Below are 21,275 nucleotides of genomic sequence, written 5' to 3'. Positions count from 1 at the left end.
CAATATGCCCCGACGCCGCGCTCTGGACCCCGGAAAGGAGGTTCGCCCGGGAGGATCCAGCGAATCGCTTCGGTATCGACCCGCTTTTCGGCGCTGAAGCCCCGGATTGAGGCCCCCCTTGGCGGCCCCGCAGATCCCGATCCCGACATCGTCCCGTCACCCGCACCGCCAGACGGGCGGTCACCCCGCCGGACAAGGCCGATAGCCTTGCACGCAAGCGGGCCTCGGGCGCGCCGGAAGCGGGGGCGGGGCGGTCATGCTTCCGTCTGTCGGCATCTTCCATCGGGCGACGGGGCTGCGGATGTCGCTTTCCCCCCGCAATCGCCGCAATCTGTCTGCGCGCCCGACACCGGCTGAGCTAAGAACAATCCACAGGACACCCTTGGGGAGCGATCAGCCATGGCCGAATTACGGCGCAGAGCACGGGGCGGGGGCGGCGCCGCCCGGCGCGCGGAGCGGACCGCGGTGCGGATCGAAACCGCGCGCTTCATCGAACGCAACATCCCCGATCTGGAGATCCTGACCCCCGAGGCGCTGGAGATCATCGAGGCCAATGCGGAGACGATCCTGGAGGAGATCGGCGTCGCCTTCGTGGAAAACCCCGCCGCGCTGGCGCGCTGGCGGGAGGCCGGGGCGGATGTCACCGGTGAACGGGTGCGTCTGCCCAAGGGTCTGGCGCGCACGCTTTGCGCAACCGCACCCGCCCGGTTCACCCAGGCCGCGCGCAACCCCGGGCGCAACGTGGAGATCGGCGGGCGGAGCCTTGTCCTCGCGCCTGTCTACGGCCCGCCCTTCGTGCGCGATATCGACGGCGGGCGCCGCTATGCCACCATGGCGGATTTCGAGAAATTCGTTAAGCTCGGTTACATGTCGAAATGGCTTCACCATTCCGGCGGCACGGTCTGCGAACCCACGGACGTGCCGGTGAACAAGCGCCATCTGGACATGCTCTATGCCCATATGTCGCTGTCGGACAAACCCTTCATGGGCTCGGTCACCGATCCCGACCGCGCCAGCGACAGTATCGAGATGTGCGAGATCCTGTTCGGCAAGGAGTTCGTTGCCGAAAACGCGGTCATGACCTCGCTGATCAACATCAATTCGCCGCTGACCTTCGACAATGTGATGATGGGCGCGCTGGAGAGATACGCCGCCGCCGGGCAGGCCTGCATCATTTCGCCCTTCATCGTGGGCGGGGCGATGGCCCCGGTCAGCGTCATGGGCACGCTGACGCAGGTTCTGGCCGAGGTCATGGCGGGCGTGGCCTACAGCCAGTTGATCCGCCCCGGCGCGCCGGCCATCTTCGGCGCCTTCGTCACCTCGATCGACATGAATTCCGGCGCGCCCACCTTCGGTACGCCCGAGGCGGCGCAGATCACCTATGGTGCGGGGCAGTTGGCCCGCCGCCTTGGCCTGCCATACCGCTCCGCGGGTTCGTTCAACGGATCGAAACTCCCCGATGCGCAAGCCGCCTACGAGACGGCGAATTCGCTGAACGCTGGCTTGCTGTCGGGGGTGAATTTCATGCTGCACGCCTGCGGCTGGCTGGAAGGCGGGCTGGTGGCCAGCCCCGAGAAGTTCGTCATGGATGCCGACCAGTTGGGCGTCCTGCACAAGCTCGCCGCGGGCGTCGATATCTCCGCCGACGCACAGGCGATGGATGCGATCCGCGAGGTCGGCCCGGGCGGCCATTATCTTGGCTGCGCCCATACCCAGGCCAATTTCAAGGCCGCCTTCTGGCGGTCGGACCTTCTGGATTACAAACCGTTCGAAACCTGGGCCGATGACGGCGCGCGCGACACCACGCAACTGGCCGCGGCCCGGGTCGAGAAACTGCTGGCCGACTACCAGCAGCCGATGCTCGACCCGGCGACGGACGAGGCGCTGAAAGCCTATATCGCGAAACGCAAGGAACAGATGCCCGACGCGTTTGTCTAAAGCGTCGCGGCCAGCCGCAGCGCGGGATCGGCCGCGTTCAGCAGAGCGGTCAGCACTTCCACATGGCGGGTGGGCGAATAGCCGGCCTGCCCGGTGACGCGCGCCTGATTGAGCGCGTCCTCTTCCTCCAGCAGCCGGGTCAGCCCCCGGGCGGCCATGGCATCCGGTTTTGCCGGTCTCCGGGCCAGTGCGGCGGCCCCGAAACGCGCCGCCCGGACCAGCAGTTTCGGGCGGCGCAGAGTGGCAAGCGTGGCGGTGATATCGGACATCGAAAACCCCTTCCAATAGCAGATCAGACCCGATCAGCTTGGCCGCGGTCACGGGCCTGTTGCGCATTTTTCGAACCTGCGCACGGCGCCCTTCGTTTGTTTACAATTTGAAAACAATTCACAGCTTTTCCACAGATTTTAATCGTTCAGTAATCAATAAGGCCAAGATTTGGCGAGGTCTTATCCACAGCATGTAACCGGAGGCGCACCACGTGACCCCTCAGAAAGATCAACCCGACCTGTCCGGTCTGCCCTCATGGCTGCCGCAGGGGCCGGAGCACTACCTGCGTCACGTTGCGCTCGGCCAGTCGGTGCGCGGGATAGCCCGGGCGGCAAACGCCCATCCGTCGACCATTCTTCGGCGCATCCGCCAGGTGGAGGCGGCTCGGGACGACCCGCTGATCGACGAGGCTCTGAATGCGCTTTCCACCCCTCGTGCAGCTGCAACGACCAAGACCGATTTTCCCAAGGAGCCCTCTGACATGACAGCCCCGTACCGGTCCCCGGTGATCTCCGACGAACCGACCATCAACCGCGAGGCGCGCCGCATCCTGCGCCGCCTGTGCGAAAAGGACGCCGTGCTGGTCGTGGCGCGCGACATGGACAAGGCCGTGGTGCTGCGCCCCGGTCTGGACGGCACGCAGACCCGCACCGCCGTCGTCGACCGGCCGATCGCCCAGGCCTTCGCCCTGAAGGACTGGATCTCCACCGCGCGGCGGGGCCGGATCAGCACCTACCAGATCACCGGCACGGGCAAATCCGCCCTCAAACGTCTGATCGAGGAGGATCGCCGCCGCCGCCACGCGGGGATGGAGCTTGCCGAGGCCGCGACGCCGTTTCAGGCCCAGCATCAGGTCTGGGGGGAGCGTACCGTCCGCGACGGGGAGGGTACGCGCCGGATGCGCGTCAACCTGTCGGAATCGCCGCTGGCCGGCCTGGCCCGGCGCAAGGGCGCGGATGGCAAACCCTTTCTGACCCTCGATCTGGTGCAGGCCGGAGAGAAGCTGCGCGAGGATTTCGAGCGGGCCCAGATGGGGCCGCGGGTCGCGCAGAACTGGGACCGGTTCCTGACCGGCGGGGATCGGGGCGGATTTCTGTCCGACAGCGGTCTGGCGGAGGGCCCGCGCGCGGCCCGGAAGCGGGTCAGCGACGCGCTGGACGATCTGGGTCCGGGGCTGGCCGATGTGGTGATGCGGGTCTGCTGTTTTCTGGAAGGTATGGAATCCGCCGAAAAGCGTCTTGGCTGGTCCGCGCGGTCGGGCAAGATCGTTCTGAAGATCGGGCTGCAGCGCCTGCTGCGGCATTACGAGCGCGAGCATGGCTTCGTCCCGGCCAGCTGCGATTGATCGGGCGGGCGGCGCGCCTCGCAGGCGGGGCGACACCTTGGCCAAGCGCGGTATCGCCTGAAATCGGCCAAACCCGGCCCATGATATCGCGATCTGCGCGGAGTTTCGCGACAGGGCGGCGGACCCTTGCCCAGACCGGTAAAACTGTCGGGGTTCCGTAAACCGGAAGTTAACGGAATCGGACTAGCGTTTCCCCACGTTTGGTGACTGACGCCGGCGTGAGCGTAATGGTAACCGATCGAGAGAGGCGCCCCGAATGACCCAGTTTGCACCAAGCCGTGCCTGTAGATCTCTCTCCTCCGGACGTCATTCGGGGCCTCTTACCGGACTGCTCGCCAGTACGATCCTTGAAACCGAAACCGGGTGGCGCGCGGCGGAAACGATCCGCGCGGGCGACAAGGTTCATACGCTGGATGACGGCCTGCGCCCGGTCCGGCGCGTCGACCGCAACTTCTATGGCGGGGTTTTCGGCAAGCCGGTGGTGGAAGTCATCCGCGTGGCCGGCGGCGTGCTGAACGCCTGTTCCGATCTTTACGTCATGCCCGACCAACCCCTGCTGATCGACCACCCGGCGGTGGACGAGGTGCTGGCGCTGCCCTCGGCGCTCGTGCCGGCCTCGGTCCTGTCCGGCTTCAGCGGCTGCGGCCCGATGCGAAGCCAGACGCGATTCGAAACCGTCTCCATCGCCTTTGACGAAGACGAGATCATTTTCGCCCAAAGCGGCGTGAAGGTGCATTGCCCCGCCGCCCGCGCCGCCGAGATGGCGGAGGATCACTACATGTCGCTCAGCCCCGATCAGGCGCAGGCCCTGCTGGAACTGATCGAGGATGACGGCCTGTGGTCAAGCTGGTCTTACACCTCGGCCAGTCTCGCGCTCGACTAGGGCGGGCCCCGGCGGGCGGGCGGTGCGGATTGCCCGTAGCTCCGGCCCGAGCCTCTCCCGCCATGGATGCAAGGCGCCACCTCCCCCGGTCGATGTCTTACGCAAACGGGGGCTTGGCCATGACGTACACAGGCCGCCGGGCGCTTCCCCCTCCCTTGGTCACCCTCCGGCACACGATCCGACCATGGGGTTCCCGCATCATGATCCGACACGGCGACCGGCACTCCGAGCGCGTGGCCAAACCCGCGCCACGGGCGCAAGCCTTGCACGGGCTGCAGCCCACCTGTGCCAGATTGACAGGTTACATTGCCCGATATCGGGGTTATTTAACGTTAAGCAATCCAGCTGCCGCAGGACCGGAGACCCCCGATGCGCGATCTGAAACTGCCCGAACAGCGCCACCCGGAAAAGGCGCACCGTCCGGATAACGCCCAACCCAAGAAGCCAAGCTGGATCCGGGTCAAGGCGCCCGTGGGCGAAGGCTACAAGCAGACCCACCGGATCATGCGGGAGCACAAGCTGACCACGGTCTGCGAAGAGGCCGGCTGCCCCAATGTGGGCGAATGCTGGTCTCAGGGCCACGCCACGATGATGATCATGGGCGAGGTCTGCACGCGGGCCTGCACCTTCTGCAACATCGCAACCGGTAAACCGCCCGAAGATCTCGACGTGTTCGAACCGGGCCGGGTGGCCGATGCCGTCAAGAAGCTGGGCCTGAACCATGTTGTCGTGACCTCGGTCGACCGGGACGATATCGAGGATGGCGGCGCCGAGCATTTCGCGCAGACGATCCGCGCCATCCGCCGCCAGTCGCCCGGCACCACCATCGAGATCCTGACGCCCGACTTCATCCGCTGCGACCCCAGGGTGCTGGAGGTGGTCGTCGCCGCGAAACCGGATGTCTTCAACCACAACCTCGAAACCGTGCCCGGGCTCTACCCCGAGGTGCGCCCGGGCGCGCGCTATTTCCACTCGCTCCGCCTGCTCCAGCGCGTCAAGGAGCTGGACCCGAGCATGTTCACCAAATCGGGCATCATGGTCGGCCTGGGCGAGGACCGGCAGGCGGTGCATGCGGTGATGGATGACATGCGCGCGGCGGATATCGATTTTCTGACCATCGGCCAGTATCTTCAGCCGACGCCCAAGCATCACGCGGTGGACCGGTTCGTCACCCCCGACGAGTTCAAGGCCTATGAAAAGGCGGCCTATGGCAAGGGCTTCCTGATGGTCTCCGCCACGCCGCTGACCCGGTCAAGCTACCATGCTGGCGATGATTTCGCGCGGCTTCGCGACGCACGGCTCAAAAAGCTCGGGCAGGGCTGATGGCGGAGGCGGCCCGGTTCGCGCTGGCCGGTCTGGGCGCGCTGGCGGGCTTTCTGGGGTTTCTCCTTCTCGATGGGATCGGCGCGGTGCTTGCGCTTGTGGGGGGCACCCTGCTTGGCGGCGTGGTCGGGCATCTGGTCTTCAAGCGGCTCGCCACGCCGGAGCAGATCAAGCAGGATCTCCGGGAGCGCACCGACAGCGTCGACTGACGCCTATTCGCTTACCGGCAGCGCCTTGAGATAGGCCGCGATCGCCGCGCGGTCCGCATCCTCAAGCATCGCGAGATTGCGGATCACATCGGCCATATGTCCGCCCGCGCTGTCGAAATCCGGCGTGAACCCGTCCCGCAGATAGGCCGCGATATCGGCCTCGGACCATGACAGCCTGTCGGGCGTGATGCCGGGAATGCGCCCCTCGCCATTGGGATTGGGGGCGCCCGCCATCCACAGATCACGGTCGAGCCCGCCAAGCCTGTTGCGCGGGGTGTGGCATTCGGCGCAATGGGCCAGCGCCTCGGAAAGGTAACGCCCGCGCTCCGCCGCCGGGTCGAGCGGCCCCGAAACCGCAAAGCCGTCGGGCATATGCAGGCGTTTCCAGACTCCCACCAGCCGGCGGATCGAAAACGGAAAGCCGACATCATGGGGCAGGGAGGGCTGCGCGGAGGGCGGCAACGTATCGATGAACGCGCGCAGATCCAGCATATCCTGCACCGTGGCCAGCCGGTAGGCGGTGTAGGGGAAGGCGGGGTAGTAGTGCCGCCCGTCGGGCGAGACGCCGTTGCGCATCGCATCCACGAAGGCCAGAGCGCTCCAGCCGCCGATCCCGGCCTCCGGATGGGGGGAGATGTTGGGCGCGATGAAGGTGCCGAAATCCGAGGCGAAGGCCCGCCCTCCTGACAGGACCAGCCTGTCGTCGCCCGTCGCCTCGTGGGCGGCGTGGCAGGAGGCGCAGCCGCCCGCCCAGAACACCGCCTCGCCGCGACGCGCATCACCCTCCAGCCCGCTCAAGAGCGCGGCATCGCTGCGTTCGGGGGCGGTCAGCAGCCAGAAAAGACCGATGGCAAGACAGCCCGCAACCACGAATGACAGGATCAGCCGGCCCATCAGGCGCGGCCGGATCGCGGGCGGGGCCGGGTCAAGATGCGGCACCCGCCCCGGCGCACGGGCTCAGTCGGACGGCTGGCGGAAATCGTCATGGCAGGCACCACAGGCATTTCCAAGCGGCCCCATCGCACCGCGAAGCGCGTCCAGCCCGTTGCCCGCCGCGGCCTGCAGGCCGGTCACGGCCTCGCCATAGGCCTGCCAATCCGCGCCGAACCCGGCCATATCCTCCTAGATCGCGGGCAGGGCGCGGGTGGTCTCCACCGCCCCATTGTCAGAGCCCGGCACCCAGTAGCCACGCCCGTCGACCATGGCGAGCGCGGCCAGATTGCTGGCCGCCGTGGTCGCGGCGGCGGCATCGTATTCGGTGTTTCCGCGGGCCATGTTGCCCAGGATGCCGACATTGAAGGCCATGATCTGCATATGTCCCTGACGGGCGTTTATCGCCCCGCTGAACTCCTGTTGCGCATAGGCGGCGGCGCCGATGGCGAGCGACAGGATTGCGGCTGGCAGCGTGACGCGGCGGGCAAGTGACATGGACGTACTCCTTTGCAATGAAACGGAAGCATGTGCGACTTTATAACACATCTCGCCGCCTCCGGGCGAGTTTTGCCTGTGCGCAGGCGCAAGGTGGCGTGCCGCCCCGCGCACAAGCCCGCGATCGCGCCGGGCACGGTCCTCAGAACCGCCAGCCAAAGGCCACCTCGCCGATCTGCCTGCCCAAGCTCTCCCCCGCGCCAAGTGACAGATAGGCGCCGCGTCCAAGCTCGTACTCCGCCTCGACCATGTAATAAGGCTGGTCGATTTCGGATATGTCCAGAAGGGTCAGGCTGAGCGTCAGCGGCTCGATGGGCCGGAAAAATCCGCTTGCGGTGACCGCGCCGATACTCATGCCGCCAACCTCGCCGATTTCGGAATAGATAAGCTGTCCGCCATATCGTCCGTAATCCACATCGACCGACGCGAACATCGCCTGCATGTCGCGGGTGGGCTCAGCGCTTTCCTCATAGCCCGCGGCCACGCTCAGCGTGTCGTCAAACCGATAGCGCGCCGCCAGCCCGACCGCGGTGATGTCGGCATCGTTGAACCGGTGCACGGACGCGCCGAAGCTGAGATCGCCGATCTGCCCGTCATAGCGCACGCCCCACGGCATTTCGTCGCCCTGCAGATTGGTGCGCCAGGTATTGGAACTCGTCAGAGACTGGGCCTGGACGCCCATAAGGGACTGGTCGCTGAACGGCGTGCGTGGCTGATAATCGTCAAATGCGGGGCGCGGAGCCCCCACGGCGAACTGTCCGATATCGGTTTCCATGAACAGGCTGACCCATGTGGCGGTAAGCGGATCGCCCTGATCGGCGCGAAGGGTCTGGAGGCTGACATCGACGCCCCAGGTCAGCGGCCCGCCCAGGGCCACATACCCCGCGCTCAGATCCGCACCGAAAAGGCGACCAATCGGAAGGGTATCGGTATCCACATAGGTGAGCTGCGCGTCGCCGTCGATATAGAAGCCATTGGCATTCACCTCGGTCCAGGGCAGCGGTTGGGCATTGGCCACACCCGCAAGGCATAGGATGGCAGCGGGCAGAAAATGTAGCGGTTTCATGTGAAAGCTCCGTTGCTGGTTCTGTCATGCGTCGTGACAGAACCCGCGGCGGTTCAATGAGATCGGCCGGGCTTCCGGAGTGTTGCAGAATTGTCATGCCGCCTCGCAGAGGGCCACGTGGCCGCGCGACGGGAAAGGGCGGTGATGTGCGGGGCGCGCGGATCGCCCCTCCGGCGGTCAGGTGAACCGGACCGCGCCGATATAGGGCAGGTTTCGGTTGCGCTGCGCATAGTCGATCCCGTAGCCCACCACGAACTCATCGGGGATCTCGAAGCCGATCCAGTCGGCGCGCACCTCCACCTCCCGGCGGGTCGGTTTGTCCAGCAAGGCGATGGTTTTCAGCCTCGCGGGCTCGCGCGTCTTCAGAAGTCGGGTCACATGGTCAAGTGTATGGCCGGTATCGACAATATCCTCCACCAACAGCACGTCGCGCCCGCCGATCTCGCCGCGCAGATCCTTCAGGATGCGCACCTCGCGGGAGCTTTCGGTGGCATTGCCGTAAGAGGAGGCTTCCAGAAAGTCGATCTCGACAGGCAGATCCAGTTCGCGCACGAGATCGGCGATGAACACGAACGACCCCCGCAACAGCCCGACCAGAACCAGCTTGTCCGTCCCCGCGAATTCGGCTTCGATCTCCCGGGCGAGGTCTTCGATCCGCGCGGCAATGGCCTTGGCGGAGATCATCATGTCGATTTCATATGGCTGCTGCGCCATTCCGCCCCCGTCGAACAGCTTGATTTTTCTGCCGAACTCTACGACATGACCCCGACACAGGAAAGATCAAAACCCAAAGCCCATGCCCAGCCATTCCGAAACCCGGCATCTGCCCTACACCGCCGATCAAATGTATGCGCTGGTTGCAGATGTGGAGCGCTATCCCGAATTCATCCCCTGGACCAACGCCGCGCGGATCAGGTCCGTCAGCCCGCTGACCGACGGCTCGGGCGAGGTGATGCTGGCCGATCTGGTGGTGGGCTTCAAGATGTTCCGCGAACGCTTCGGGTCCCGGGTGACGCTGCGCCCCGAAATCCGGCGCATCGATACCGAATATATCGACGGGCCGTTCAAGCACATGATCTCGGCCTGGCGGTTCACCCCCGCCGAGGAGGGCTGCAAGGTCAGCTTCGAGGTGGATTTCGAGTTCAAGAACCGCCTGCTGCAAGGCGCGGCGGGGATGTTCTTTCACGAGGCGATGCAAAGGATCGTGCGCGCCTTCGAAAGCCGGGCGGAGGCGCTTTACGGCCGCGCCTGATCGCCCGTTGCCGCGCGCAACACCATGGCAAGCGCATGGGCCACGCTGGCCGCGCGCACCTCGGCCCGTCCGGGCGCTCCGAAATCCACCGTTTCCGCAACAAGCGCGCCGCGCGTGGCCAGCCCGAAGCAGACCCGGCCTTCGGGTTTCTGCCCCGATCCGCCGGGGCCCGCGATACCGGTGACCGAAATCGCGATATCGGCGGCCGAACGGGCCAGCGCGCCTTGCGCCATCTGCCGGGCAACCTCCTCCGACACCGCGCCGAAGCGTTCCAGTGTCTGCGCCTCCACGCCCAGCATCTCGATCTTCGCCGCGTTGGAATAGGTGACGAACCCGCGGTCGAACACATCCGACGACCCGGCGATATCGGTGATCGCGCCCGCGATCAGCCCGCCGGTGCAGCTTTCGGCGGTGGCCAGCATCCACCCCCGCGCCCGCAAGGCGTCGATCACCGCGCGCGCCGTCATATCAGCGCCAGATGCGCGACCGCGGCCAGAACCGCCACCACAAGGGCAGCCATCCAGCCCGCCACAAGATCGTCCAGCATCACGCCAGTCGGCCCCTCCATCCGGTCGGCCCAGCCCACGGGGCCGGGTTTCAGGATATCGAACAGGCGGAAGACGACAAAAGCCGCGATCAGCCCGGGCCACAGGCGCAGCATGTCGACCTCGGCGAACATCGCCCCGAAGGAGACCGGCCAAAGCGCCACCCACTGGCCCGCCACCTCGTCGATGACGATCTCCGAGGGGTCATGATCCTCCGCGCCCCGCGTTTCCACCCCCGTCGCCCACCAGCCAAGCGCCGTGACGGCCAGTGTCGCGGCAAGGAGCAGCCAGAACCCGCCCAGAAGATGCAGGCCATAGGCCAGCGGGATTGCCGCCAGACTGGCCCATGTTCCGGGCGCCGGGCGCAGATGGCCGATGCCGAAAAGCGTGGTGATCGCGCCGGTCATGCCGCCACCAGCGTCACGGTGGCCAATGCGGCGATCCCTTCTTCGCGGCCGGTAAAGCCAAGCCGTTCCGAGGTCGTGGCCTTGACCGAGACCCGGTCGGCCCCGATCCGCAGGATCCGCGCAAGCTCCGCGCGCATCGCCCCGGCATGGGCCCCGATCCTGGGCTGTTCGCAGATCAGCGTCAGATCCGCATGGGTGATTGCAAAGCCACGCTCCCCAGCCATCTCCACCGCATGGGTCAGGAAGACATGGCTGGCCACGCCCTTCCACTGCGGGTCGGACGGGGGGAAATGGGTGCCGATATCGCCCGCCGCCAGCGCCCCGTAAATCGCGTCGGTCACCGTATGCAGGCCCACATCCGCATCGGAATGGCCCTGCAATCCGCGCGTATGCGGGATCGCCACGCCGCAGAGCATCACATGATCGCCGGGCCCGAACCGGTGCACGTCGAACCCGTTGCCGGTGCGAATATCCATCTGCTGCCCCTTCACAAGACGTGCGGCGCGGGCGAAATCGTCCGGCGCGGTGATCTTCAGGTTATCCTCGCAGCCACGCGTGATCGCAACCTCCAGCCCGAAGGCGCGCGCCACCTCCACATCGTCGGCGGCGCCGCCGGGATGGGCCGCATGGGCCGCACGGATCGGGCCCAGCCGGAACCCCTGCGGCGTCTGTGCGCGCCAGAGCCCGCTCCGGTCCTGCGTGCCCGACACCATGCTCCCGCCGCGCCAAAGCGCATCGGTGACGGGCAGGGCCGGGGCCGCGCCGTCATGGCGGGCCAGCGCCGCCAGCACGCCGTCGATCACGTCGGGCGAGACCAGTGGCCGCGCGGCGTCATGGATCAGCACATAGTCCATCGCGTCATCGACCGCGGCCAGCCCCGCCCGCACGGAGGCATCGCGGCTGTCCCCGCCGATCACATCGACCAGCGGCTGCCGCGTATCCGGCCGGGCGGCGGCGAACAGATCGGCATCCTCGGGGTGGCGGACCACGACGATCTGCCCGATGGCCGGATGGCCGGCAAAGGCGCGAAGCGTGCGGGTCAGCACAGCGTCGCCCTCCAGCATCCTGTATTGCTTGGGAATTTCCCCACCGGCCCGGATGCCGCGACCGGCGGCCACGATAAGCGCGGCGGCGGTCGGCACGGGCGGATCTGCGGCGGGAACTGTCATGACGCCGTGATAGGGCTTCGGCGACGCCGGCACAATCCGGGAGAGTCAGCCGGTCAAAACGGCGGCGCTTTGCCTATTTTTTGGGCATTGGCGCGGGGTCATCTTGATTTCTCTGGGGTTTTCTTTGCTCTCCCGGCCCGCACGCATTACCTCAAACGTTAATTGCACAAGGATTGAGCATTTGACAGTTTCACTGGCAGGCCGGACCCTTGCCCCCCCGGTGCTTCTGGCTCCGCTGGCCGGGATCACCGATCTTCCGTTCCGGCAGCTGGTTTCGCGTTTCGGGGCCGGGCTCGTGGTCTCCGAAATGGTGGCAAGCCAGGAAATGGTGGAGGCCAAGCCAAGCGTCCGGGCGCGCGCGGAGCTGGGCTTCGGCCAGGCGAACACGGCGGTGCAGATCGCCGGGCGGGACGCCTATTGGATGGCTGAGGCCGCGAAACTGGCCGAAGGGCAGGGCGCGCGGATCATCGACATCAACATGGGCTGCCCCGCCAAGAAGGTCGTCAACGGCTATTCCGGCTCCGCCCTGATGCGCGATCTGGATCACGCGCTCGGCCTGATCGCGGCGGTGGTCGCCGCGGTTTCCGTGCCGGTCACGCTCAAGACGCGCCTTGGCTGGGATGACGCCTGCCTGAACGCAGCCGATCTTGCCCGCCGGGCCGAAGCGGCGGGGATCGGCATGATCACCATCCATGGCCGCACCCGGTGCCAGTTCTACAAGGGCCATGCCGATTGGGCCGCCATCGCGCCGGTCAAGGCGGCGGTGGGGATCCCGGTCATCGCCAATGGCGACATCACCGATACCGCCACGGCGCGCCGGGCGCTCGCCGCCTCGCGGGCCGATGGCGTGATGGTGGGCCGCGGCGCGCAGGGCCGGCCCTGGGCGCTGGCGCAGATCGCCCATGATCTCTACGGCGCGCCCGCCCCCGACATTCCGCGCGGGGGCGCGCTGGCCCGGATGGTGGCGGAGCATTACCGGGAGATGCTGGCCTTCTACGGCAGGGATCTGGGCCTGCGCGTCGCGCGCAAGCATCTGGGCTGGTACATGGACGATGCGGGCACCGCCGCCCCGCTGCGCCGCGCGATCCTGACCGCGTCCGATCCCGCCGAGGTGCTCGCGCGGCTGCCGGACGCGCTGGCTGCGCGGCAGGATCGGGAAGCCGCATGACCGCCTGGACCACATCTCTCTGGGCCTCGCTTCCGGTGCCCGCCATCATCCTCGACCCCGAGGACCGGATCGGCGATGTGAACCCGGCCGCCGAAAGCTTCCTCAACGCCTCCCGCAAGAGCCTTGAGGGCCACCCGGTCTGGGACAAGGTGTTCGTCGACGCGCCATTGGAGGAAGCCTTCGCCCGGGTCCGCAGCGGGCAGGCGCCGCTCTTCGTGAACACCGTCGATGTGGGCACGGGCAGCAAGAAACCGGTCGTCTGCGACGTGCAAATCGCCCCGCTCGCCGACCGGCCCGACCATGTGCTGGTGCTTCTGGAAAGCCGGGAGCTTGCCGGACGGCTGGACCGGGCCATGTCCTCGAAAACCGCGGCGAAATCCGCCATCGGCATGGCCGAGATGCTGGCCCATGAAATCAAGAACCCGCTGGCCGGTATCACCGGCGCGGCACAACTGATCTCCATGCATGCCAGTGGCGAGGATCGGGAACTGACCGATCTGATCGTGGAGGAGACGCGGCGGATCCTGAAACTGGTCGATCAGGTGGAGGAGTTCGGAAACCTGCGCCCGCCCGACCGGCGCGCGGTCAATATCCACGACGTTCTCGACCGGGCGCGGAAATCGGCAATGGTCGGGTTCGCGGCCCATATGACGATCGAGGATGATTACGACCCGTCGCTGCCGCTGACATGGGCGGACCCCGACCAGTTGCAGCAGGTCTTCCTCAACCTTCTGAAAAACGCGGCGGAGGCCTGCAAATCCGGCGGCACACTGCGCCTGCGCAGCTTTTACGAGTTGAGCCTGAAGGTGCGCCGCCGCGACGGCACGGGCGGGGCCGTACCGCTTCAGATCGAAATCATCGATGACGGGCCGGGCCTGCCCGACGCGATTGCCGCCGACATCTTCGACCCGTTCGTTTCGGGCCGCGAAAACGGCACCGGCCTGGGGCTGGCGCTGGTTTCGAAGATCATCGCCGATCACGATGGATGGATCGCGGTCGACAGCGTTCCGGGCCGCACCGTGTTCCGCATTTCCCTTCCCGTCGCGCCCAAGGATGGCGCGCCATGACCCCGCGAGGAGACTGATCCAATGGACGGCACCGTTCTTGTCGCCGATGACGACCGCACCATCCGCACTGTGCTGACCCAGGCGCTGACAAGGGCCGGATGCAAGGTGCATGCCACCTCCAGCCTGATGACGCTGATGCGTTGGGTGGAGGAGGGCAAAGGCGATCTGGTGATCTCCGATGTGATGATGCCCGACGGCAACGGGCTGGAGACGCTGCCCCATATCACCGAAAAGCGGCCGGGCCTGCCGGTGATCATCATCTCGGCGCAGAACACGATCATGACCGCGATCCAGGCGACCGAGGCGGACGCCTATGACTACCTTCCGAAACCCTTCGACCTGCCCGATCTGATGAAACGGGCGGCGCGCGCGCTGGACCAGAAACGCCGCGCCCCGGCCCCCAAACCGGCCGACGCCGCCACCGGCGCGCAGGACGACCTGCCGCTGGTCGGGCGCACCGCGCAGATGCAGGCGCTCTACCGGCTGGTGGCGCGGGTCATGAACACCGATCTGCCGGTGCTGATCACCGGCGAAAGCGGGACCGGCAAAAGCCTGATCGCCAGGGCGATCCACGATTTCTCCGACCGGCGCACGCTGCCCTTCGTGGTGGCCTCCTCGGTGGATCTGGAAGGCATGGACAGCACCTCCGCGATCCTGTCGCGGGCCCGTGGCGGGTCGATCCTGTTCGACGAGGTGGGCGATCTGGGCGACGAATCGCAGGGCAAGATCGTGCGCATGCTGGATGCCATGGGCGACGGCGCGCCGCGGGTGATGGCGACCAGCCAGAAGGATCTCATGGAAAAGATGGAGACGGGCCAGTTCCGGCAGGATCTGTTCTATCGCCTCGGGGGGGTCGCGATCAACGTGCCCTCCCTGCGCGAACGGGTCGACGACATCCCGCTTCTGGCGACGCATTTTCTGACCCGCGCGGAATGGGATGGTGGCCCGCTCCGCCGGTTCTCGCCCGAGGCGATGGATCTGATCCGCGCCTACTCATGGCCCGGAAACGTGCGCCAGCTTGAAAACTGTATCCGCCGGCTGACCGTTACCAGCCCGGTGGAGGAAATCAGCAAATCCGAAGTGGAGACGGTTCTGGGCAACCAGCCCGCGATCGAGCCGCTGATGGGCGGGGGCGAGGGCGACAAGCTCAGCGCCTCGGTCGCCAAGCATCTGCGGCGCTACTTCGACCTGCACGGCGGGCTGCTGCCGCCGCCGGGTCTCTACACCCGCATCCTGCGGGAGGTGGAAATGCCGCTGATCGAGATCGCTCTGGATGCCACCGGCGGAAATCAGGCGAAATGCGCCGATCTTCTGGGCATCAACCGAAATACGCTCAGAAAGAAGATCACCGATCTGGATATTCGCGTGACACGCCGCCGTAAATTGATGTAAAACCGCAACAGTGCCGTGGCCAATGGGGAACAACCGCGTCAGGGCATTACAAGGTTTTGCGGCGGGGCAATGAAATGCCCCCATATCAGGGGGGAACAGGTCCGGTGCGATTACCCGCTGGTGATGCGGCAAAAACCCCTTTCAACAGGCTGTTAGAGCTTCGCCAGCAACGCCGCGTGCGCAATGCCGGCACGCTCGGGCTGGTGCTGCTCGGCCCCGTTCTGGCGCTGGCGACCTTCCTCGTTCTGGGCCCCTTGGGGGAAACGGCTGATTCTCCCGCCCTGCGCCTCGTGCTGCTCGCCAACATGATCTACATCCTTGTGGTGGCGGCTCTGGTTCTGCGCCAGGTCGCGCGCATCGTGGCCGCGCGGCGCGCCCGCTCGGCGGGGTCGCGGCTTCATATGCGGCTGACCGGGGTGTTTGCGATCGTCGCCCTGATCCCGGCGGTTCTGGTCGCGGTCTTCGCCACGATCACCGTGAACATGGGGCTGGAAGGCTGGTTTTCCGACCGCGTTTCGTCTGCGCTCGGCAATTCGGTGGATGCCGCGGAGGCCTATCAGCAGGAACATCGCGACGATCTGGCCGCCGATGCCGTGGCGCTTGCGGCCTATCTCAACCTCAACCGGCAGGCGGTGCCGTTCATGTCCGACGGAACGCTTGGCCAGCTTCTGCGGCAGGGCCAGTCCCGCATTCAGCGCGGGTTGCGCGAGGCGTTCGTCATCGACGGCGGCGGCGAATTGCACGTGCGCGGCGAGCGGAGCTATCTCTTCGACTACGAGCGCCCCGACCCCGCCGATCTGGCCCGTGCGGAGGCCGGTGAACTGGTGATCATCGAAGACCGGGAGGTCAACGAGTTCCGCGCGCTCCTGCGGCTGCAATCCTTCGTCGACCGCTATCTCTATGTCAGCCGCGAGGTGGACGGGCAGATCATCGCGCTTCTCGATGACACGCAGCAAACGGTGCAGCTCTATCGCCAGCTCGAAAGCGAGCGCGGCCGGGTGCTGTTCAATTTCGGCGTGCTGTATCTGGGTTTCGCGCTGATCATGATCCTTGCGGCGATCTGGCTGGGCCTGTGGTTCGCCGAACGGCTGAGCCGCCCCGTGGGGCGTCTGGCCAGCGCCGCGCAGCGGGTCGGGCAGGGTGATCTGGATGTCCGCGTGGTCGAGGAACGCGGCGATGACGAGATCGCGATGCTGGGCCGCCTGTTCAACCAGATGACGCGGCAGCTCAAGGGCCAGCGCGATACGCTGGTCGAACAGAACGCGGCCACCGAAGAAAGCCGACGGCTCTTCGACAGCGTGCTGTCCTCGGTCACCGCCGGTGTCATCGGGCTCGATGCGGAAGGCCGGGTCGATTTCATGAACCGGGCCGCGATGGGCCTGCTCGACATGGTCGAACAGCGCGATCACGGGCTGACGCTGGTCAATGCGGTGCCGGAATTCGCGGGCCTTTTCGAGCGGTTGCGCGAACGTGGCGGCGAAGCGGTGCAGGACGAGATCAAGCTGGCCCGGCGCGGCAAGCTGGAAAGCCTGCTGGTGCGCATGGCCACCCGCAGCAATACCGAGGGCGCGCTGGAAGGATATGTGGTGGCCTTCGACGACGTGACCGATCTGGTCAGCGCGCAGCGGATGGCCGCCTGGGGCGATGTGGCCCGCAGGATCGCCCATGAGATCAAGAACCCGCTGACGCCGATCCAGCTTTCCGCCGAGCGGCTGCGCCGGAAATTCGGCCCGAAACTGGGCGACGAGGCCGCCGATCTGGAACAGTATACCGAGGTTATCATACGCCAGACCAATGACTTGCGGCGCATTGTTGATGAGTTTTCCAAATTCGCCCGCATGCCCGAGCCCGAACGCCGCAACGAAGATGTGGCCAAGCTGCTGCGGGACTCCGTCACGCTGCAAAAGGCCGGTCAGCCGGGCGTTCGCTTCACCTGCGCCATCCCCGACGGTCCGGTCATGGCCGATCTGGATGCCACGATGATCGGTCAGGCCTTCACGAACCTGATGAAGAATGGCGGCGAAGCCACGGAAACGCTTATAGAAAAAGGCGCGCCAGAGGGCTACCGGCCGGAGCTTCGCGTGACGCTGGAGGCCGATGAGGGCGCCGTCACGATCGAGATCAGTGACAACGGCATCGGCCTGCCGCAGGACCGCGCGAAACTGTTTGAGCCCTATGTGACCACGCGCGACAAGGGCACCGGTCTGGGCCTGCCGATCGTGAAGAAAATCGTCGAGGAACATGGCGGCACCCTCGATCTCGTGGACGCCGAACCATTTGCCGACGGCGCGCATCGCGGGGCCGCCGCGCGGATCCGTCTGCCGCGTAAATCCGAATAGGAAAGGGAGGATCAATGTCTGATATTCTGGTCGTCGATGACGAGCGCGATATTCGCGAACTGATTTGCGATATCCTGCAGGATGAGGGGTTTTCGACCCGCATGGCCGGAAACTCCGACGATTGCATGGCCGAGCTGAACGCCGCGCCGCCGGGGCTGATGATCCTGGATATCTGGCTGAAAGACAGCAACATGGACGGGATCGACATCCTGAAACATGTCAAACGCGACAATCCGGACGTGCCGGTGGTGATCATTTCGGGCCATGGCAACATCGAGATCGCCGTCGCCGCGATCAAGCAGGGCGCCTATGATTTCATCGAGAAACCCTTCAATATCGACCAATTGATGGTGGTGATCCGCCGCGCCATGGAAACCTCCCGGCTCAGGCGGGAAAACTCCGCACTCAGGCGTCAGGACGGCAAGACCGCCGAGATGATCGGGCAGGGCGCGGCCTTCAAGACGCTCAAGAGCCAGTTGGACAAGGTCACCAAATCCAATGGCCGGGTGATGCTGACCGGCCCGGCCGGCGCGGGCAAGGAAGTGGCCGCGCGCTATATCCACGGCGAATCCAACCGCGCCGATGCCCCGTTCGTCACCGTGAGTTCCGCCTCGATCCAGCCCGATCACATGGAGGAAGTTCTGTTCGGCCGGGAAAGCAGCGAACGCGGCGTGGAACAGGGGCTTCTGGAGCAGGCCCATGGCGGCGTGATCTATTTCGACGAGGTGGCCGACATGCCGCTCGGCACGCAATCGAAGATCCTGCGCGTGCTGGTCGACCAGAGCTTCACCCGCGTCGGCGGCACCGCCAAGGTGCGCGTCGATCTGCGCGTGATCTCCTCCACGACCCGCGACCTTCAGTCCGAAATCGCCGCGGGCAATTTCCGGGAGGAGCTCTATCACCGCCTGAACGTCGTGCCGATCCAGGTGCCGAGCCTTGAAGACCGGCGCGAGGATATCCCCCATCTGGCGCGCCATTTCATCGCCCAGTTCAATGCCGATCAGGGCCTGCCGCTTCGCGATCTGGGCGAGGACGCGGAGGCGATGCTGCAAACCATGCGCTGGCCCGGCAATGTGCGGCAGCTCAAAAACGTGATCGAGCGGGTGCTGATCCTGGGCGAGGATACGGGCCCGATCGAGGCGCGCGATCTGCCGGGCCACGGCGAAGGCGCCTCGGAGGAGGAGGATATCGCCCTTTCCGCCGGTCTCACCACGCTGCCGCTCCGCGAGGCGCGGGAGCTGTTCGAACGTCATTACCTGATGGCGCAGATCAACCGGTTCGGCGGCAACATCTCCCGAACCGCCAGTTTCGTCGGCATGGAGCGGAGCGCGCTGCATCGCAAGCTGAAATCGCTCGGCGTGGTCACCACCAACAAATCGGGCGCCCGCGTCGCGCAGGTCGAAGAAAGCTAGGACGGGTTGACGATATAGGGCGTGGCTCCGCGGCGGCTGATCGCGCAGGTGCCCTCCGTCAGCCGGGGCATCACGGTGGAGGCGGCGACCGGCCCGTCCAGATTGCACGACGGCAACGAAATCAGCGTGTAGCCCCGCCCGCCCATGCATCCGACCACCGCCCGGGCCCGGGCATCGCGATTGAGATCGACCGTGTAGATCTCGCCGCCCGTCCAATGGCCGGGCTCCAGCACGCATCGCCCCTCCGCGTCGCAGATCTGCCGGCCCGGGTGAAAGACACGCGGCCGGGTGCGGATCGCCTGTTCCACCGGAAAATCCTGCACTGCCGCGCGCTCGCAGAGAGCAATGTCGCGGTCGCGCGTCGCCAGGCTGACATCTTCGGCGTAATAGGTCTGCACGCCAGCGCATCCCGACAGACCCAAGACCACAGCGCCCACTATCCCGATCCGCATCCCAAACCCTCACCATTCCGGTCGCAGGCGCAGTCTAGGCCATTTTGCGGGGTTCAGAAACGCCTCCGCTGCGTCTGCGTGCAAAATACCGCCCGCCGGAACCCGTGGCGCACCCGCGCCCGCGCCCGTCGCCGCACCCGCGCAGGCCATGCCGGTGCGCCGACTGCGATTGACGCCGCCTGCGCAACCTGCCAGACAAAACCTCTCGATTGGACCACATTGGGCAAAGGCACATGAAGGTCATCATTTGCGGTGCGGGTCAGGTCGGCTGGCAGATCGCGCGTCATCTTTCCGGCGAAAACAATGACGTGACGGTGGTCGACAACAACCCCGATCTCGTCCGCCGCGCCACCGACACGCTGGATGTGCAGGGTCTGGCCGGGTTCGCCTCCTATCCCGACGTGCTGGATCGCGCCGGCGCGCGTGACGCGGACATGATCATCGCCGCGACCCATTCGGACGAGGTGAACATGGTCACCTGTCAGGTCGCGCATTCGGTGTTTTCGGTCCCGCGCAAGATCGCCCGGCTGCGCGCGCAAAGCTATCTGAACGCGATCTATTCCGATCTCTACCGCCGCGACCACCTGCCCATCGACGTGGTGATCAGCCCGGAAAAGGAGGTCGCCGAGGCCGCGCTGCGCCGTCTGTCCTCGCCCTCCACCTTCGATACCGAAAGCTTTCTGGGCGGCGATGCAAAGATGCTCGGCATCCAGCTGGACGAGGACTGTCCGGTCCTGAACACGCCGCTCCGGCAATTGTCCGAGCTGTTCTCCACCTTGCGGGCTATCGTCGTCGGCATCCGGCGCGACGGTGCCCTCTTCGCCCCCGAACCGGGGGATCAGCTTTATGCCGGCGATCAGATCTACGTCTTCACCCATACGATGGACAGCTCCCGGACCCTTGAGATTTTCGGCAAGGAAACGAAGCGTCAGGATCGGGTGGTGATCATCGGCGGGGGCAATGTCGGGCTTGCCGTGGCCAAGGAACTAGAACAATCGGCCAACCGCATCCGCACCAAGGTCATCGAGCTCAGCCGCGAGAATGCCGAACGGGCGGCCGATGCGCTGGAACGCACCATCGTGCTGCATGGCGACGGGCTGGACATGGAAATCCTGCGCGAGGCGGGCGTCAGCCGCGCCGATACGGTTCTCTGCGTCACCGATGACGACAAGACCAATCTTCTGGCCTCGGTCCGGGCCAAGACCGCCGGCGCGCGCGTGGCCGTGGCGCTCGTGAACGACCCCACGCTCGTGCCGCTGATGAAACCCCTTGGCATCGACGCCTATATCAACCCGCGCACCACCACGGTCAGCTCGATCCTGCGCCATATCCGCCATGGGCGGGTGCGGGGCGTCTATTCCATCGGCGATGCGGAGGCGGAGGTGATCGAGGCGCAGGTTCTGTCCACCTCTCCCATCGCGGGGCAGGCGGTGCGCGATATCGACTTTCCCGAAGGCGTGCTGATCGGCGCGGTGCAGAAGGGCGGCAAGGTCATGCGCCCCTCGGGCTCCACCAAGATCGAGGAGGGCGATGCGATCGCCATTTTCGCCATGGCGGCGGATGTCCCGGCGGTGGAATCCCTGCTGCAAGTCTCGATCGACTTTTTCTGA

20 protein-coding genes and 1 pseudogene are annotated in these 21,275 nt (G+C 66.0%); 12 read left to right on the top strand and 9 right to left on the bottom strand.

Translation table 11 applies throughout. The features are described from left to right. Positions 1–399 precede the first annotated feature (399 nt). Entirely contained in the window at positions 400–1,938 is a 1,539-nt protein-coding gene (locus tag ACQ651_RS06295) for a trimethylamine methyltransferase family protein (protein ID WP_430448769.1), read from the top strand. Here ACQ651_RS06295 and ACQ651_RS06290 read toward each other — a convergent pair. Further along, positions 1,935–2,207: a DUF6477 family protein gene (locus tag ACQ651_RS06290; RefSeq protein WP_430448768.1), complete on the bottom strand. Its 273-nt coding sequence runs from the start codon at positions 2,205–2,207 to the stop codon at positions 1,935–1,937. The genes ACQ651_RS06295 and ACQ651_RS06290 overlap by 4 nt on opposite strands. 212 nt (positions 2,208–2,419) lie before the next feature. Between ACQ651_RS06290 and ACQ651_RS06285 the strand changes: the two genes are divergently transcribed. The 4 genes from ACQ651_RS06285 to ACQ651_RS06270 all read left to right on the top strand — a co-directional run bounded on the left by ACQ651_RS06285 (position 2,420) and on the right by ACQ651_RS06270 (position 5,968). Further along, positions 2,420–3,553, top strand: coding sequence for a DUF6456 domain-containing protein (locus ACQ651_RS06285; RefSeq protein WP_430448767.1), 1,134 nt, complete (start codon positions 2,420–2,422; stop codon positions 3,551–3,553). A 256-nt stretch (positions 3,554–3,809) separates the two neighbouring features. Next, complete coding sequence (locus ACQ651_RS06280; protein WP_227285960.1) at positions 3,810–4,436, top strand: Hint domain-containing protein; 627 nt, start codon at positions 3,810–3,812, stop codon at positions 4,434–4,436. A gap of 369 nt (positions 4,437–4,805) precedes the next feature. Beyond that, a complete protein-coding gene (gene lipA, locus ACQ651_RS06275) occupies positions 4,806–5,759 on the top strand; it encodes a lipoyl synthase (protein WP_121898643.1) in 954 nt (317 codons plus the stop codon). Further along, positions 5,759–5,968, top strand: a complete 210-nt coding sequence (locus ACQ651_RS06270) for a hypothetical protein (protein WP_375552367.1) — start codon at positions 5,759–5,761, stop codon at positions 5,966–5,968. The genes lipA and ACQ651_RS06270 overlap by 1 nt, the downstream gene beginning before the upstream one ends. A 3-nt stretch (positions 5,969–5,971) precedes the next feature. On the opposite strand, the gene ACQ651_RS06265 is transcribed toward ACQ651_RS06270, so the two are convergent. The 4 genes and pseudogenes from ACQ651_RS06265 to hpt all read right to left on the bottom strand — a co-directional run bounded on the left by ACQ651_RS06265 (position 5,972) and on the right by hpt (position 9,176). Beyond that, complete coding sequence (locus ACQ651_RS06265; protein ID WP_375552775.1) at positions 5,972–6,877, bottom strand: c-type cytochrome; 906 nt, start codon at positions 6,875–6,877, stop codon at positions 5,972–5,974. 48 nt (positions 6,878–6,925) lie between these two features. Beyond that, a pseudogene (locus tag ACQ651_RS06260) lies at positions 6,926–7,396 on the bottom strand (c-type cytochrome). 142 nt (positions 7,397–7,538) lie between these two features. Continuing rightward, entirely contained in the window at positions 7,539–8,462 is a 924-nt protein-coding gene (locus tag ACQ651_RS06255) for a porin (protein ID WP_430448766.1), read from the bottom strand. A 177-nt stretch (positions 8,463–8,639) separates the two neighbouring features. Next, positions 8,640–9,176 (bottom strand): hypoxanthine phosphoribosyltransferase, encoded by a 537-nt coding sequence (hpt, locus tag ACQ651_RS06250; RefSeq protein WP_227285956.1) that lies wholly within the window; start codon positions 9,174–9,176, stop codon positions 8,640–8,642. 82 nt (positions 9,177–9,258) lie between these two features. Here hpt and ACQ651_RS06245 point away from each other — a divergent pair, with 82 nt between their 5' ends. Further along, the gene (locus ACQ651_RS06245; protein ID WP_227285955.1) at positions 9,259–9,714 is read left to right on the top strand and encodes a type II toxin-antitoxin system RatA family toxin; all 456 of its coding nucleotides are present in this window, start codon (positions 9,259–9,261) and stop codon (positions 9,712–9,714) included. Here the strand turns inward: ACQ651_RS06245 and ACQ651_RS06240 are convergent. The 3 genes from ACQ651_RS06240 to ACQ651_RS06230 are packed head-to-tail and all read right to left on the bottom strand — an operon-like array spanning position 9,699 to position 11,835. Beyond that, positions 9,699–10,181 carry a CinA family protein gene (locus tag ACQ651_RS06240; RefSeq protein ID WP_375552364.1) on the bottom strand — a complete coding sequence of 161 codons (483 nt, stop codon included), beginning with the start codon at positions 10,179–10,181 and terminating at the stop codon, positions 9,699–9,701. The two genes, ACQ651_RS06245 and ACQ651_RS06240, sit on opposite strands and share 16 nt — an antisense overlap. Beyond that, positions 10,178–10,666: a phosphatidylglycerophosphatase A family protein gene (locus ACQ651_RS06235; RefSeq protein ID WP_227285953.1), complete on the bottom strand. Its 489-nt coding sequence runs from the start codon at positions 10,664–10,666 to the stop codon at positions 10,178–10,180. Before ACQ651_RS06235 ends, ACQ651_RS06240 begins: the two co-directional genes overlap by 4 nt. Then, positions 10,663–11,835 (bottom strand): bifunctional 2-C-methyl-D-erythritol 4-phosphate cytidylyltransferase/2-C-methyl-D-erythritol 2,4-cyclodiphosphate synthase, encoded by a 1,173-nt coding sequence (locus tag ACQ651_RS06230; RefSeq protein WP_375552362.1) that lies wholly within the window; start codon positions 11,833–11,835, stop codon positions 10,663–10,665. The genes ACQ651_RS06235 and ACQ651_RS06230 overlap by 4 nt, the downstream gene beginning before the upstream one ends. Positions 11,836–12,016: 181 nt before the next feature. Between ACQ651_RS06230 and dusB the strand changes: the two genes are divergently transcribed. The 5 genes from dusB (at position 12,017) to ACQ651_RS06205 (ending at position 19,213) form a co-directional block, all read left to right on the top strand. Next, positions 12,017–13,003 (top strand): tRNA dihydrouridine synthase DusB, encoded by a 987-nt coding sequence (gene dusB, locus ACQ651_RS06225; protein WP_430448765.1) that lies wholly within the window; start codon positions 12,017–12,019, stop codon positions 13,001–13,003. Beyond that, a complete protein-coding gene (locus ACQ651_RS06220) occupies positions 13,000–14,070 on the top strand; it encodes a two-component system sensor histidine kinase NtrB (RefSeq protein ID WP_375552360.1) in 1,071 nt (356 codons plus the stop codon). The genes dusB and ACQ651_RS06220 overlap by 4 nt, the downstream gene beginning before the upstream one ends. 21 nt (positions 14,071–14,091) lie before the next feature. After that, a complete protein-coding gene (locus ACQ651_RS06215; RefSeq protein WP_430448764.1) occupies positions 14,092–15,462 on the top strand; it encodes a response regulator in 1,371 nt (456 codons plus the stop codon). 74 nt (positions 15,463–15,536) lie between these two features. Continuing rightward, positions 15,537–17,801, top strand: coding sequence for an ATP-binding protein (locus ACQ651_RS06210; protein ID WP_430448763.1), 2,265 nt, complete (start codon positions 15,537–15,539; stop codon positions 17,799–17,801). A 14-nt stretch (positions 17,802–17,815) separates the two neighbouring features. Next, positions 17,816–19,213, top strand: a complete 1,398-nt coding sequence (locus ACQ651_RS06205) for a sigma-54-dependent transcriptional regulator (protein WP_227285947.1) — start codon at positions 17,816–17,818, stop codon at positions 19,211–19,213. Here ACQ651_RS06205 and ACQ651_RS06200 read toward each other — a convergent pair. Then, entirely contained in the window at positions 19,210–19,611 is a 402-nt protein-coding gene (locus tag ACQ651_RS06200) for a hypothetical protein (protein ID WP_430448762.1), read from the bottom strand. The genes ACQ651_RS06205 and ACQ651_RS06200 overlap by 4 nt on opposite strands. Before the next feature lie 287 nt (positions 19,612–19,898). Here ACQ651_RS06200 and trkA point away from each other — a divergent pair, with 287 nt between their 5' ends. Next, a complete protein-coding gene (gene trkA / locus ACQ651_RS06195) occupies positions 19,899–21,275 on the top strand; it encodes a Trk system potassium transporter TrkA (protein WP_227285945.1) in 1,377 nt (458 codons plus the stop codon).

Source organism: Rhodophyticola sp. (assembly GCF_965284195.1).
Classification (GTDB): domain Bacteria; phylum Pseudomonadota; class Alphaproteobacteria; order Rhodobacterales; family Rhodobacteraceae; genus Rhodophyticola.
This window is presented reverse-complemented; position numbering and strand designations above follow the sequence as displayed.